Source organism: Xenorhabdus sp. Sc-CR9 (genome assembly GCF_963897815.1).
In the GTDB taxonomy this organism is placed as follows: Bacteria; Pseudomonadota; Gammaproteobacteria; order Enterobacterales; family Enterobacteriaceae; genus Xenorhabdus.
In genome coordinates, this window is record NZ_CAWQTY010000066.1 from 1 (window position 1) to 16,900 (window position 16,900).

A 16,900-nucleotide genomic window follows, 5' to 3' on the forward strand; every position below is an offset into this window, starting at 1 on the left:
AATGAAATATTGGCACAATGGGCGATGCAGTCATCGGGACCGATATCGGCAAAGCCATTGTTGATAATCAGGCGCAGGACACTGCGGTGCTCGACCATCACGCCTTTCGGCTGTCCGGTGGAGCCGGAGGTGTAGATTACATAGGCCAGATGGCGTGATGTCAGCCCCAGTGCTTGCGTATCCGGATTATTGTCCGGCAGGGTTTCAAGGCACAGCGCCTGATTATCGAGCAATATTGTCGGGATGGTGCGGGTCAGTTTTTCAGCCAGAGTGGTCAGCGTCAATAAGGCCACGGGAGCGGCATCTTCAAGCATATAAGCCAGCCGTTCTGACGGATAGGCCGGATCGAGCGGCACATAGGCCCCGCCCGCCTTGAGGATGGCGAGTATCCCCGCCACCATGTCCGGGCTGCGTTCGAGGCAAAGGGCAACCCGATCATCCGGCCGTACCCCCAGAGCCATCAGGTGATGAGCCAGACGGTTGGCACGCCGGTTGAGTTCACCATAGCTTATCCGTTGCTCTTCAAATATGACGGCGATGGCCTCGGGGCGTTGGGCGGCCTGCGCTTCAAACAGTTGTTGCAGGGTCTTGTCCTGCGGATAAGGCGCATCCGTCTGGTTCCAGCTGTGCAGCAGAGTATGATGTTCCTCATTACCGAGGAAAGTTATTGATGTATGTGGCTGGCCTGGGTTGTATGCTACCGCGTGCAGAATCCGCTCAAGCTGGCAAAGCAAACGTTGTGCCTGTTTTTCCGTCAGCCAGTCTTCACCATAACTGAATTTTATTGTTAAACAGTTATTGTGTTCGTAGGACATCAACAGAACCGGATAATCTACTTTTTCGACAGCACGGCGGAATGTCAGGGTGTGCTCTATACCTTCCTTGTTTTCGTTCGCTTCTGGAAGAGGATAATTTTCAAAGACCAGCAGGCTATGGAATAACCGTTCTCCATTAGATTGCAAGTCAGATAGAGAGATATCACTGTGGCTGTTGAGTGCGGCAATATCTTTCTGGATATTTTGTAAAACAGCATCGATACTGTCGGCTTGATCCCATTGCACCATCAGTGGCAACGTATTGATATACAAGCCAACACTGGACTCAATTCCTTCCACTGGTACATCGCGTCCTGATACGGTGGTGCCGACAATGGTTTGCTCATCCCCGGTGTAACTGTGCAGAAGTTTATGCCAGGCGAATTGCAGTGCCACATTCAGAGTGATTCCCTGCGTCCGGCACGTATCTTTTAGTTGCTCATAAGTGTTTCCCTGTATCGTGAATATCTGTTCGGCAGGTTTTTCAACGGTTTTTATCTGCATTAAATCAACACGATGACTTAACAAGGATGAAAAATCATTCATTCTGCCGAATTGTGATTTGCGTTCAGCCCAATAAGCCTCGGATTCTGATTTATGATCCAGATAATATTGCTGGGTTGCCAGATAGGCTTTATCTACCACTATTTTTGGTGTGCGTCCTTGCGTAAGTTCATTGTAATACTCATGTACTGCCTGCAATAAAATCGGGTAACTCCAGCCGTCAATAATGCAATGATGTAGCGTGACCAAAACAGTTGTGAGCTGTTCATCCTGTTTGATGAAAGTGAAACGGATTAATCCCGGCTGACTTAAATCAAAAGACAAGATACGGTCATTTTGTTGGATCGCATCAATCGCCTTGTTTCGCTCTTCTTCTGACAAGTGGCTGATATCTTTGGTCGTAAAATGCTTCGATCCAATACTGGAACCTTCTGTCACTATCTGTAATATTTTTCCTTCCCAATCAAATGCGGTTCTGAGGATAGGAAAACGCAGTGACGCCAGAGACCATGCTTGCTGATAGACGGCGAGATCCACATGAGTATGGTAATCCAACAGAAGTTGTACACGGTAAGCATCGTCCTCTGGTTGTGCCAGATGATGATAGATAAAACCCTGCTGCAAGCTGGTGGCAGAAAATATCGCTGCAATTTTATTTTTGGGCGAGATGGCAGAACCCGCCAAATCAGTGCGGTTTTCATTGGAAATAAAACGGTAAAATTCTTCTTCAGAGAAGATACTTTTTTCGTTTAAAAAATCTAATAGGCTTTCTCTTCTCTGCTTAACTTCATCAATAAGTTGAACAGGGGGAGCTTCCCCTGTAAATGCCAGTTTTAACTTATTCTCACAGACCCATACTGATACATGATTTTTGTTAAGTTCTTTAAATAGCATCAACATTTTTTATACGTCCAAAATAGTTTTCTTTTCTGAGTTGCGGTGCGGGTTTTCATGACTTACATGATCAAAGCGATGAGTAAGCTGGTTGAGTTGCTCCATCGAAACCCCCTTGATGCCGTAATCACTGGGGGTTTTTATGCTCCCGGATTGGGCCTGATTTTGACCAGTCCTGATGATGTTATTGAGTGCTTGTTCAAATGCCCTGATAAACACGGCTGTCTGAGTTTGCGGCAAGCGGGAATCCACACCGAATTGCAGTTTTCCGGCCAGTACCGCGCCATTGATGCTCAGCAGTAAATGGCTGCCGTTTTCTTTGGCTATCATCTCGCCACTATCATCGCTGGTGATGGCCCAGTCTTGATGGCTGGCACCTCCTAACTGCCCGAGGTAGTTGAAACTGATCGCCGGCAAATCGCCTGTCAGATAGCCGGCTTGATGTAATGCGCTGTAACCAATGCCTTTGTTTGGTATGCCACGCAGCATTTCTTTGGTGTGAATAATGGTTTCTGCAATATCAGCCTGCATTTCCAGACGAACAGGATACATGGTTGTGAACCAGCCGACGGTTTCGGAAAGATCCAATAAGTTATCAATCGACTCCCGTCCATGGCCTTCCAGAATGATGTAGTTTGTGGCTCGTGAGAACGTCTCCTGCAAGGCCATTGTCAGTGCGCTCAGCAGTAAGTCGTTAATTTCAGTGTGATAACCGGCATTGGCTTCATGCAGCAGGATGTCCGTCATCCCAGCAGAAATGCTCAACGGGTGTTGAGTGATGTGATCCAGCGCGAGTTTGATACTGCTTCCTGTTATCACCCGTTGCCAGTAGGACACTTCACTTTGATGCTGTTGAGCATAATGGTGGACGGCGGCTACCCATTGCCGATAACTGCTGGTTTTCGGTGGCAAGGTCATGCCCTGTAATAACAGACGCATATCTTCAGCAATAATTCGCCACGATACAGCGTCAATAATCAGGTGGTGGAATGCGAAGAACAGACGGGCGCTGCCATCAACGTATCCAGTCAGATGCCCCGCTTGCCATAATGGCCCGTTGTTGTAATCGAACCCGCTTTGCCATCGGGTCAATTGTTGATGTAGTTCTGCCTTATTTAACTCACGAATATCGCAGTATTGTAAAAGGGGGGATGAAGTGGATGTTTCCTTAGAATAATACTGACGGTAGCCGTTTTCGGTATCTAAAAAACGCGTACGCAGCATATCATGTCGCTCAGCCAGTGTTATCAGGGCCTGTTCAATCTGTATGGATCTGATATTACCCGGGATCTGAATCATAAATGCCTGATTCCAATGATGCGGATTCGATAAATTCCAGTTGAGGAATGTTTGTTGGACAGGCAACAGGCCAAATTCCCCATTCAATAAACCCTGTTCTGCAACGACTTTTTCTGTAGCAGAAGTTTGTATTAACAATTGAGCTAATTGAGCCACGGTTGGTGCTTCAAAAATCGATTTAACCTGAAGGGAGAAGCCGGCCTGACGCAGTTTAGAGACTAACTGGATACTGACAATTGAATCACCGCCAATGCGGAAAAAGTTATCCTCAATGCCGATGTGCTCCAGCCCCAATGCTTCTTTCCAGATAGCACATAGCTGGTTTTCCAGTGCATTGCGGGGCGCGACATGGTTATCCCTGTTTCCCCAACTTGGTTCAGGTAAGGCACGGCGATCCACTTTACCGTTTTGGGTCAGCGGCATGGACTCAATGCGGGTAAAACTGGCTGGCAGCATATATTCAGGCAGGCGTTCGGATAAGTGCCCAATCAGCATTTCATCTGACAACGTTCCCTCTGTGACCAGATAAGCCGCCAGTACTTTATGCCCGTTATTTTCATGTGCCGTGACTACCGCCTGCTTGACTTGTGGATGGGAGGTCAGGGCATTTTCGATTTCGCCCAGCTCAATGCGGAAACCGCGCAGCTTGACCTGAAAATCATTGCGGGCAAGGTATTCGATATTGCCGTCTGGTAACCAGCGGGCGAGATCACCGGTTTTATACATTCTGGCTTCCGGCTGGGGGGAGAATGGATCATTGATGAAACGTTCTGCGGTCAGTTCAGGGCGATTCAGATAACCGCGGGCAACGCCATCGCCCCCAATATGGATTTCCCCCGCCGCCCCGATGGGAACGGGTCGGCCCAGTTTGTCCAGAATATAAATGCGGGTATTACTGATAGGCTGCCCGATAGGGAGTGTTCCGTTTTCATTTTCATCTTCGATCACTGGAATGTCGTAGGCCGTGGCGAATGTGGTGGTTTCTGTCGGCCCGTAAACATGCAGCAGGTGGGCGGGTGCCTGTTCCGCTTTCAGGCGGATGGCGGCCCGGTGATCACTTTTTTCGCCCCCGAACAGGACATAACGCAGGCCTGACAGCGACGGGGCAATTAAACTCGCATACTGGTTAAACAGAGCGGTGGTCAGGAACAGGGCGCTGACTTTTTCTGCTGACAGGCACTGACCAAAATGGGTGGGTTGCAGCAGGGTTTTTTCCGGTATCAGCAGAAGACGGGCACCATGAACTAAACCTGACCAGACTTCCCACGTGGCGGCATCGAATGAAATATTGGCACAATGGGCGATGCAGTCATCGGGACCGATATCGGCAAAGCCATTGTTGATAATCAGGCGCAGGACACTGCGGTGCTCGACCATCACGCCTTTCGGCTGTCCGGTGGAGCCGGAGGTGTAGATTACATAGGCCAGATGGCGTGATGTCAGCCCCAGTGCTTGCGTATCCGGATTATTGTCCGGCAGGGTTTCAAGGCACAGCGCCTGATTATCGAGCAATATTGTCGGGATGGTGCGGGTCAGTTTTTCAGCCAGAGTGGTCAGCGTCAATAAGGCCACGGGAGCGGCATCTTCAAGCATATAAGCCAGCCGTTCTGACGGATAGGCCGGATCGAGCGGCACATAGGCCCCGCCCGCCTTGAGGATGGCGAGTATCCCCGCCACCATGTCCGGGCTGCGTTCGAGGCAAAGGGCAACCCGATCATCCGGCCGTACCCCCAGTGCCATCAGGTGATGAGCCAGACGGTTGGCACGCCGGTTGAGTTCACCATAGCTTATCCGTTGCTCTTCAAATATGACGGCGATGGCCTGGGGGCGTTGGGCGGCCTGCGCTTCAAACAGTTGTTGCAGGGTCTTGTCCTGCGGATAAGGCGCATCCGTCTGGTTCCAACGGTGCAGCAAATGGCGATCTTGTGCAGACAGGATATCAAGCCCGGACAGCGGTTGTTTTTGGTTTGCCACGAAGGCGGCCAGTACTTGTTGATAGATGCCAGCCAGTCTCACGATGCTGGCTTCATTAAACAGGCTGATGGCGTAATTCAGGCATCCGCTGATGTTGGCCTGTCCGTCGGACAGAAACAGGCTCAGGTCAAATTTGGCCGGACTGTATAAGTTTTCACCCATCGTAACCGGACGGAACGGAAGATTGCCTCCTTTTGGCTGGCTATCACCAAAATTTTGTAAACTGAACATCACCTGAAAAATCGGGTGACGGGAAGTGTCACGTTCGATATCCAGTGCTTCAACCAGTTGTTCAAACGGCATATCCTGATGGGCTTTGGATTCTATAACCAACTGATGAATCTGCTCAATCAGCGTTTCCACACTGGCGCTTTGTCGAAGCTGGGTTCTTAAGGCCATTGAGTTAACGAACATACCGATCAGGGGCTGGGTTTGGGCATGGTGTCGGTTATCGGTAGGTGTACCCAGCACAATGTCGTCCTGACCGGATAATTTTGCCAGCGTGACATAAAAACCACTGAGCAGCACGGTATACAAGGTGGTTTCCTGCGTTTTTGCCAGATCCCTTAACTGGTTTGATAAGCGGCTCTCCAGTGTAAAACCGAAGTCACGACCCTGATAATTCACCTGAGCCGGTCTGGGATGATCTGCGGGTAAATCCAGCGGATCATAATCGGCCAGAATTTGTCGCCAATAGGCAAGCTGGTATTCACCGGTATCACCCTGTAAATAATCCCGCTGCCATGCGGCATAGTCACCATAGGAGATATCCAGAGGCGGCAGTTGGCTGTCGCGGCCTTCTGACAGGGCATGATAAAGCGCTGCCAGTTCATCCATAAAAATATCGGCTGACCAGCCATCAAAGGCGATATGGTGCCACAACATTAACAGGTAATGCTTATCACGGGTCTGATAATGACACAGACGCAGGCTGGGTTCGGTGGTCAGATCAAAGGGAATGGCGATTTCATCCCGCACTGTGTCCATCAGCCTGTCAATATCGTCACAGGACAGTATTGGCTGTATGACCAAACGCTTGTCTAACTTATGCTGGTGGATTTGCCCATCATCACGATTGAGGTACACCATTTTTATCACTGTATGGCGTTCAGCCAATTGGTTAATGGCGGTCTCTAACAGAGGCAGAGAGTCATCGTTATCCAACTGAACCAGATAAGGAATATGGTAGGCAGAGCTGCCTTGCTCAAACTGCTCAATAAATAACATCCGCTCTTGGGCAAACGAGAGCGGGTAGTGTTCGGCATTCAGGTGAGGAATAACCGTACAGGTTTGTTGCCCCGGTTGTTCTCTATTTATAGCATCTGCCAGACCCGCGATGGTTTTCAGCTCAAACAACTGAGCCAGTGTGATATCTGTTGCCAAACGCTGGCGGATCGCCGCCGTCAGTTGAATGGCCATCAGGGAGTTGCCTCCCACACGGAAAAAATTGTCATTAATGCCAACTTTGTCCAGCCCCAGGATATCCTGCCAGATGAGACAAAGCTGGATTTCCAGTGCATTGCGGGGCGCGACATAATTGTTTTGGTTTTCCCATACCGGCTCTGGCAGGGCATGGCGATCCAGTTTCCCGTTCAACGTTAATGGTATGGAGGCAATGCGGGTAAAACTGGCGGGGATCATATATTCCGGCAATCGGGCGGAAAGGTAATTAATTAACGTCTCATCGGACAGTTCGCTGTCCGTGACCAGATAGGCTGCCAGTACATCATGGCCTTTGTGTTCACGGGCAATCACCACGGCCTGTTTCACCTGCGGATGGGAAGCCAAGATGTTTTCAACTTCCCCCAATTCAATGCGGTAGCCGCGGATCTTGACCTGAAAGTCATTGCGTCCCAGATATTCCAGCTCTCCGTTCGGTAACCAGCGTACCAAATCGCCGGTTTTATACAGGCGGGTATAACCGAGAGCCTTGTCTTCTGTACTGGCAAACGGATTCTCTATAAAACGTTCTGCCGTCAGTTCAGGCCGGTTTAAATAACCCCGTGCCAGTCCAGCACCACCGACATATAGCTCTCCGGGGGCGCCAATCGGGGCAAGATGACCGAAACTGTCCAACACATAGGCTGAGATGTCGCTTAGCGGCCGGCCAATGTTGGAGGCTGTTGCTGTATCGTCTTTTGTTAATTTTTTATAAGTAACATGAACCGTGGTTTCGGTGATCCCATACATGTTGACCAAAACGGGAGTGTGATCCCCATACTTCGCCCACCACGGATGCAACTGAACCTGATTCAGCTTATCGCCGCCAAAAATCACCAGCCGAAGATAGGGATAGGCTGCATTAGTCTTCAATGAGGTATCAACAAAGGCATAAAATGCCCCCGGGGTCTGGTTCAGGACAGTCACTTTCTGGTCTGAGCAGAGCCGGCTGAACTGAATAAAATCTTTTGTGCACTCAATGGTAGGAATGGCCAAGCGTCCACCATAGAGTAGTGCGCCCCACAACTCCCATACGCTGAAATCAAAAGTGTAGGCATGGTACAGCACCCAAGTATCATGGTGGTTAAATTGATATTGCTCTTGAGTGGCAGTAAATAAACGCACCACATTATGGTGGGTCTGCAATACGCCTTTAGGTTTTCCGGTCGTGCCTGAGGTGTAGATGACGTACACCAGATCATCCGCACGGCTCATCGGTACAGGATTCTCTCCTGAATAGCGGGTGGTCACGCTCTGGTCATCAGCTGCGATCAGGATGGGGCGATCAGACAGTGACCGGGTGTATTCTGCCAGTGCGGCCAGATAGCGTTGCTGGGTCAGTATGCACGGAGTCTGGCTATCTTGCAGAATAAAATCGACACGTTCTGGTGGGTATTCCGGCGAAATGGGTACATAAGCGCCGCCAGCTTTCAGCACGGCCAGAATACTGATGACCATTTCCAGACTGCGGTCGAGATACAAGGCAACGAGTGTATTGACTGGCATTGGTTTATGGTGCTGTTGCTGATAGTTTTCACGAAGCACTGAAGCCAGTTGATTTGCCCGTTCGTTAAGCTCGCGGTAGGTTAATGCTTCTCCTTCAAACACCAGTGCCACGTTATCCGGTGTAGCCGCAACTTGTGCTTCGAACCGTTGTTGCAAAGTCTGGTCTTGTGAATAGGGGGCAAAGTCAGTCGGGTTCCACGTGTGCAGCAGGGTATGATGTTCTTGTGCGGAGAGGATATCAAGTTCAGAAAGCGCTTGTTTCTGGTCTGTCACGAAAGCGGTAAGCACCCGTTGGTAAATATCAGCCAGTCTTATGATGGAGGCTTCGTCAAACAGACTGATGGCATAATTCAGGTATCCGCTGATGTTGGCCTGCCCGTCGGACAGAATCAGGTTCAGATCAAATTTGGCCGGGCTGTATAAGGTTTCGTCCATCGCAACCGGACTGAACGGTAACCTGAGCCTGTTTGGCTGACTTTCATCAAAATTCTGTAGGGTAAACATCACCTGAAAAATCGGATGGCGGGAAGTATCACGTTCTGTTCCCAGCGCTTCAACCAGTTGCTCAAACGGCATGTCCTGATGGGCTTTGGATTCCGTAACCAACTGATGAATCTGTCCGATCAGTGTTTCCACACTGTTGGTTTGCTGGAGCTGTGCTCTCAATATCAGTGAATTGACAAACATACCAATCAGGGGCTGAGTCTGGGTATGATGGCGGTTGTCCGCAGGCGTACCCAGCACAATGTCATCCTGACCGGATAATTTTGCCAGCGTGACATAAAAACCACTGAGCAGCACGGTATACAGGGTGGTTTCCTGTGCTTTTGCCAGATCCCTTAACTGGTTTGATAAGCGACTCTCCAGTGTAAAATTGAAGTCCCGGCCTTGATAATCGATATGGGTGGGTCGGAGCCGATCGGTCGGCAGAGCCAGTGGCTCATAACCCGCCAGGGTTTGTTGCCAATAGGCAAGCTGGCATTCACCGGTATCACCCTGTAAATAATCTCGCTGCCATACAGCATAATCGCCATAGGAGATATCCAGAGGCGGCAGTTGGCTGGTACGGTTTTCTGACAAGGCATGGTAAAGTTCTGCCAGTTCATCCATAAAGATACCGGCTGACCAGCCATCAAAGGCGATATGGTGCCACATCATTAACAGGTAATGCTTATCGCGGGTCTGTTGTTTATTGTTGATCTGATAATGACGCAGGCGCAGGCTGGGTTCGGTGGTCAGATCAAAGGGAATGGCGATTTCAGCACGTACTGTGTCCATCAGTCTGTCAATATCGTCACAGGGTGGTGTTTGCCGGATGACTAAACGGCTGTTCAGCCGCTGCTGGTGGGTTTGCCCATCATCACGATTGAGGTACACCATTTTTATCACCGTATGGCGTTCAGCCAATTGGTTAATGGCGGTTTCTAACAGGGGCAGGCAGGCATCGTTATCCAACTGAACCAGATAAGGAATATGGTAGGCGGAGCTGCCTTGTTCAAACTGCTCGATAAATAACATCCGCTCTTGGGCAAACGAGAGCGGATAGTGTTCGGCATTCAGGTGAGGTATAACCGTACAGGCTTGTTGCCCCGGTTGTTCTCTGTTTATAGCATCTGCCAGACCCGCGATGGTTTTCAGTTCAAACAACTGAGCCAGTGTGACATCTGTTGCCAAACGCTGGCGGATCACTGCCATTAGTTTAATGGCTATCAGAGAGTTGCCGCCAATCCGGAAGAAATTATCGTCAATGCCAACAGATTCCAGCCCCAGAACATCCTGCCAAATAACACAAAGCTGAGTTTCCAGTGCATTGCGGGGGGCGGAATAACTGTTTTGGTTTTTCCACATGGGTTCTGGCAGGGCACGGCGATCCAGTTTACCGTTCAGCGTTAATGGTATGGAGGCAATGCGGGTAAAACTGGCGGGGATCATGTATTCCGGCAAACAGGCGGAAAGGTGCTTAATCAGGTTTTCATCGGGCAGTTCGCCGTCTGTGACCAGATAGGCTGCCAGTACGTCATTGTTTTTGCGCTCATAGGCAATCACCACGGCCTGTTTTACTTGCGGATGGGAAGTCAGAACGTTTTCAATTTCCCCCAACTCAATGCGGTAACCGCGGATCTTAACCTGAAAGTCATTGCGTCCCAGATATTCCAGCTCACCGTTTGGCAGCCAGCGCACCAAATCGCCGGTTTTATACAGGCGGGTGTAACCACGGGCTTTATCTTCCGCACTGGCAAAAGGATTTTCTATAAAACGTTCTGCCGTCAGTTCAGGCCGGTTTAAATAACCCCGTGCCAGTCCGGCACCACCGACATACAGCTCTCCCGGTGTACCGATTGGGGATAGATTACCGTAACTATCAAGAACGTAAAGGCGGGCATTATTAATAGCCTTACCAATATTGGTAGCAATATCTCCATGTTGATACAGTTTTTCGGTCGCACAAACGGTGACTTCTGTCGGGCCATAAGAATTCAATATCTGGCTGTAACGGCTAAAGTGTTCAAGAAAATCCAGAGAAGGAGCTTCTCCCGCCGTAACCAATACCTGCAAGGAGGGAAATTCAGTTTCAGTTAATAATTTCAGTATGGCTGGCGGTAATGCAGCTATTTGAATGCCTTCTTGCTGAATGAGTTCTGCAATGGCAGGAAGGTGGCGCTCTTTTTCACTGCAAATGTAAATCGTCAGTCCATTAAATAAACTGGGGAATAATTCGAAAACAGAACCATCAAAGATATAATTGGCGAACATCAATGCCTTATTTCTGTTTGGTGCATTAAAGAATTTGGCCTGTGCAGCCGCCATATGTATGACATTTCTGTGCTCTGTCATGACCCCTTTTGGCTGGCCTGTGGTTCCAGAGGTATAAATGATATAAGCCAGATCGGTCGGTTTGTTGATCTGTAACGGATTTTCCACAGGCTGGCTTGCGATGATTGTCTGATCATCTGCCGCTATCAGTGTGGGTTGTTCAGCGAATGCTTGAGTGTATTCCGCCAGTGTTGCCAGATACTGTTGTCGGGAAATGATACATAGCGCCTGGACATCTTGCAGAATGAAATTGACACGCTCTGCCGGATACTCCGGCAAAATGGGCACATAAGCACCGCCTGCTTTCAGCACCGCAAGGATACTGACCACCATTTCCAGACTGCGGTCAAGATAGAGGGCTATTGGTGTATCTGCTTGCAAGGGTGCATCAAGCCGTTGCTGATAATGTTCACGAATAACCCCAGCCAGTTGGTTTGCCCGTTCGTTGAGTTGATGATAAGTGAGCGTTTCCCCCTCAAATACCAGTGCTACGTTATCGGGTGTCTTTTCTACCTGAGATTTAAACAATTGTTGCAGGGTTTTATTCTGCGGGTAAGGTGTATCAGTTTGGTTCCACGTATGCAGCAGGGTATTGCGTTCCTGTGCGGATAGGAGATCAAGTTCAGAAAGCGTTTGTTTCTGATTTGCGACGAATGCGATCAGCACCTGTTGGTAGATGTCGGTGAGCCGGATGATGGTGGTTTCATCAAACAGAGTGACGGCGTAATTGAGGCTGCCAATAAGGTTGGTTTGCCCATCGGAAATAAATAGGCTCAGATCAAACTTGGCCGGACTGTACAGAGGCATATTGGGCTGAACCAGACTGAATGGCAGACGGTTGTCTGACGGGTATTCTCCGAAGCTCTGTAACCCAAACATCACCTGAAAAATAGGGTGACGAGAGGTATCACGCTCAACCTGTAAGGTATCCACTAATTGCTCAAATGGAATATCCTGATGCCTCTTGGCTTCAACGATGGCTGAGTGGATTTGTCGAATCAGGACTTCTACGTTGGTGGTTTGTTGAAGCTGTGTTCTCAATACCAGTGAGTTGACAAACATACCAATCAGGGGCTGGGTTTGCGCATGATGGCGGTTATCGGTAGGCGTACCCAGCACAATGTCATCTTGTCCTGATAATTTTGCCAGTGTGACATAAAAAGCACTGAGGAGTACGGTATACAGGGTGGTTTCCTGTGCTTTTGCCAGATCCCTCAACTGGTTTGATAGTGTACTCTCCAACGTAAAGTTGAAGTCACGGCCCTGATAGTCAACGTGGGTCGGTCGGGGGCGATCAGTTGGTAAATCCAGGGGTTCATAACCCGTCAATGTTTCCTGCCAATATGTCAGTTGGCGCTCTCTGATTTCACCCTGTAAATAATCCCGCTGCCATACAGCATAATCGCCATAAGTGATATCCAGAGGCGGTAATTGGCTGTCACGGCCTGCTTGTAAAGCTTGATAAGTCTCTGACAATTCATCCATAAAAATATCAATAGACCAACCATCAAAGGCGATGTGGTGCCATAGGAACAACAGATAATGCTGATTTTTCACTTGCTGGCTTTCTACCTGATAGTGATACAGACGCAAGCCCGGCTCAGTTGTCAGATCAAACGGGGTAAGGAGATCAGTGTGTACTGTTTCCATCAGGACATTAATGCTATTACAAGACTGTGTTCTGAATGTGAGGTGACCATCTAACACATGTTGATATTCATGACCATCATCGTGAGTGCGGTATACCGTCTTCATCACGGAGTGGCGGTCAATCACCCGGTTAATTGCCTTTTCCAGTAGTGGCAGTTTGGCACTGCTATTGAGTTGTACCAAATAGGGAATATGGTACATGTTGGCACCCTGTTCAAAACGTTCGATAAACAACATGCGCTCTTGGGCAAATGACAGGGGGTAATGTTCCAACTCAAGATGGGGAATAACGGTGTCTATCTGCTGTCCCATATGGACAGCCAGTCTGGAGATGGTTTTTAACTCGAATACTTGAGCCAGTGAAACTTCTCGTTCCAATACACGCCGGATGGCGGCGATAAGCTGAATTGCCATCAGGGAGTTACCCCCAACCCGGAAGAAATTATCGTCAATACCGATACGCTCCAGCCCCAAAACATCCTGCCAGATAACACAAAGCTGCGTTTCCAATACATTACGGGGAGCGATGTAATTGTCTTGATTTCCCCACACCGGTTCTGGCAGAGCGCGACGATCCACTTTGCCATTCAGTGTTAAGGGGATAGTTTCAATATGGGTAAAGCTGGCGGGGATCATATATTCCGGCAGACAGGCGGAGAGATACCCTATTAATATTTCATCGGACAGCTCATTCTCTGTGCTTTCTGTGATCAGATAGGCTGCCAGAACTTTGTTCCCTTTATGTTCATGGTCAATCACGACGGCCTGTTTTACTTGTGGATGTGAGGCGAGGGCGCTTTCAATTTCTCCCAGCTCAATGCGGTAACCGCGGATCTTGACCTGAAAGTCATTGCGCCCCAGATATTCCAGTTCACCATTTGGCAGCCAGCGCACCAAATCGCCGGTTTTATACAGGCGGGTATAACCCTTTGCTCTATCTTCTGCGGTGGCGAAAGGATTTTCCACAAAACGTTCTGCCGTCAGTTCAGGTCGGTTTAAATAACCCGGAGCCAGACCGGCACCACCGATGTACAGTTCACCCGGTGCTCCGATAGGAACCAGATGACCGGAACCATTCAACACATAGGCATGCAGATCGTTTAACGGCAGACCAATGTTGGAGGTGGCTACTGTGTTGTCTTTTGTTAATTTCTTATAGGTAACATGGACAGTGGTTTCTGTTATCCCATACATATTGATTAAGCTTGGTGACTGATCGCCATAATTGTCCCACCAAGGCTTCAATTGCACAGGATTGAGTTTATCTCCGCCGAAAATCACATAGCGAAGATCGGGAAATTCAGTTCCCGCAATCAATGAGGCATCAGTAAAAGCATAAAATGCTCCCGGAGTTTGGTTCAGAACAGTGACTTTCTGATGCGAACAGAGTTGGCTGAATCTGGCAAAATCTTTTGTGCATTCTGCGGTTGGAATAATCAGCCGCCCGCCATAAAGCAGGGCACCCCATAACTCCCAGACACTGAAATCAAAGGCATAGGTATGATAAAGAACCCAAGTATCCTTCTGGTCAAATTGATAATGCTTTTGGGTAGTTGTAAATAAACGTGAAACATTATGGTGAGTCTGCAACACGCCTTTCGGCTGCCCGGTTGTTCCTGATGTGTAGATGACATAGGCAAGATCGGTAGACGTATTTATCTGAGCAAGGTTTTCGACTGGCTGGCTTTCCGTTAATAAACCATTATCCACAGCGAGCGATTTGGGTTGGGTAACCAGTGATTGTGTATACGCTTTCAGTGCCATTAAATACTGTTGTTGCGTTATTACACAGGGAGATTGTGTATCTTCCAGAATAAACTGCACTCGTTCGGTTGGGTATTCCGGTGAAATGGGCACATAAGCACCACCGGCTTTCAGCACCGCCAGAATACTGATAACCATCTCCAGACTGCGGTCAAGATAGAGGGCTATCAACGTACCTGCTTGCATTGGTGCCCCATTTTGTTGCTGACACTGTTCGCGGATAACACAAGCTAACTGATTCGCCCGTTCATTAAGCTGGCGGTAGGTCAGCGTTTCATCTTCAAATATCAACGCTACGTTATCGGGTGTACTTACCGCCTGTGCTTCGAACTGTTGTTGCAAAGTTTCAAGTTGCAAGGTTTCATTTTGTGAATAGAGTGGGTCAGTTTGATTCCAAGTATGCAGCAGAGTCTGACGCTCTTGTTCTAATAAGATAGGGAGTTCATTCACTAAAGAGAAAGGTTTATCAATAAGAGCAATAAATAAACGCTCAAGTCGCTCAAGCATGTTATTTACATCTGAATCACTAAAATATTGCTGTGAATAATTAATCGTTATTTTTAATTCCTGATCATTCCCATAATCCTTTAACCGAAAAATGACCGGATGGTTACTGATTGTCGGATGTATGTGGTAATGATGAATACGGGCAAATTCAGTATCAGGCTCTGAAAACTTTTCGTAAGCGATAAGGATATTAGGTAAAAAAAAACCTTGATTGTTGGCTATTCGGGCAAGATGAGACTGAGGGAATGAGCAATGTTGGTAACTACTTTTTATTGATGACTCTATTTGTTTAATTTGTTCTGCCACACTGGCTGTGTCGGAAATAGGGCAATGCACCGGATACACATTTGCCTGCATTCCGATGGTGGATTTTTCTGATTTTGTCTTTCTGCCGTGTGTAACAGTGTTAAAGGTCAATTCTTGTTGCCCTGTTAGTGCGGACATCATAATACTGACAAGACACGAAAAAGCGGAGCTAAGATTACTTTTGTTTTTTTCACAAAAAGCATATAGGGATTTTTTAACGGAAAGCGGTAATGTAATCGTTTTGTTACTGAAGCCGGTGCTCTGATAATAAGGTGTTAATTGGTGAGATTCATTTTCTTTTAAGAAATTATACCAATAGTCATTATCTTTTTTGTAATTAGGTGAGTTTAAATACTCTCTTGCTTTGGTTACAGAGTCTAAATATTGAGGAATTTCGGATAACCAAGCTGTTGAGGTCCCATTTTTAAGGCATGAATATAACTGATGGATATATTCATGCAGGCGGAATAAACCTAATGCATCAATGATGATATGATGAAATTTAGTGAAGAAATAATATTTCTCGTCGTTAATGGTGATCAATGAAGCGTGATATAGGGTTTCATTCGGAAACTTGATAGGAATATCAACTTGCTGCTGTAGCCAAAGTTTCACTTTTTCTTCAGTAGCTGACTGCATTGAAAAATCTTGAATTGTGATTATTCCTACTTCCGCTTTATTCTCAATACATTGTAGGGCTTCATGATCTGAATTAATCGACATATGCAACCGTAGTACATCGATATTCTGGTACAAAAGATCCCATGCCTGTTGCAAAATCGCGATATCAACTTCACCTTCCATTAAGGTACACCAGCCAATATTGTGCAGGGCACTGCCTTTATAGAGTGTTTGTTCATAAAACACATCTTCTTGGGCAGGATGGAGGTTATATAAATTCGAATTTACTAAATATTCAGATTTTATCATAATAAATTATACGAATGCATTCCGTTCACAAGTTAATTTCAATCCACAATACAACAAGTAGATAACGAGGTTTTAATAAATTTAATTAAATTTATTTTGATGATAAAAAGAATAGAATTTTAACTTTCTTTGTGTGAAGTGATAAATTACAGGGGGAATAATTCACTATGTTATTTAGACTAATTAATGCAGACCACAAATGAATGACCTGAAATATGAAGAATATGGGGTTCATGTTCACGCTCATATTATATGGTTTTTCCTGCTATAATTATTTTTGGTTTAAAATCTACATTAATTAAGTTCAATTAATATGATTTTGTGTTATCTGACGTTGTATAAATATGATTAACTTTGCGACCTTACAGCATTCTCCCTTATAAAAATAGTTAAAGGTTGTTTAATTTAGTGAGTAAACTGTTTCATTTTTTGATAGCTATTCTATATCATTTATTTGTTTGTAATTTTTGATGGTTATTATTTTTCCTTGTATTTCT

At 47.2% G+C, this 16,900-nt stretch carries 2 protein-coding genes; both read right to left on the minus strand.

Features of this window, described 5'->3' with window-relative positions; genetic code table 11:
- On the minus strand, window positions 1-2,219 hold a 2,219-nt coding region (locus tag AACQ81_RS03325), incomplete at its 3' end, for a non-ribosomal peptide synthetase (protein ID WP_237386292.1).
- Between the two features lie 3 nt (window positions 2,220-2,222).
- A complete protein-coding gene (locus AACQ81_RS03330; RefSeq protein WP_237386293.1) occupies window positions 2,223-16,403 on the minus strand; it encodes a non-ribosomal peptide synthetase in 14,181 nt (4,726 codons plus the stop codon).
- Between the last annotated feature and the right edge of the window lie 497 nt (window positions 16,404-16,900).

Bases quoted from the DNA above. Each gene is read 5' to 3' on its own strand.
- AACQ81_RS03330 (WP_237386293.1), bottom strand. From the start codon at position 16,403: ATGATAAAATCTGAATATTTAGTAAATTCGAATTTATATAACCTCCAT.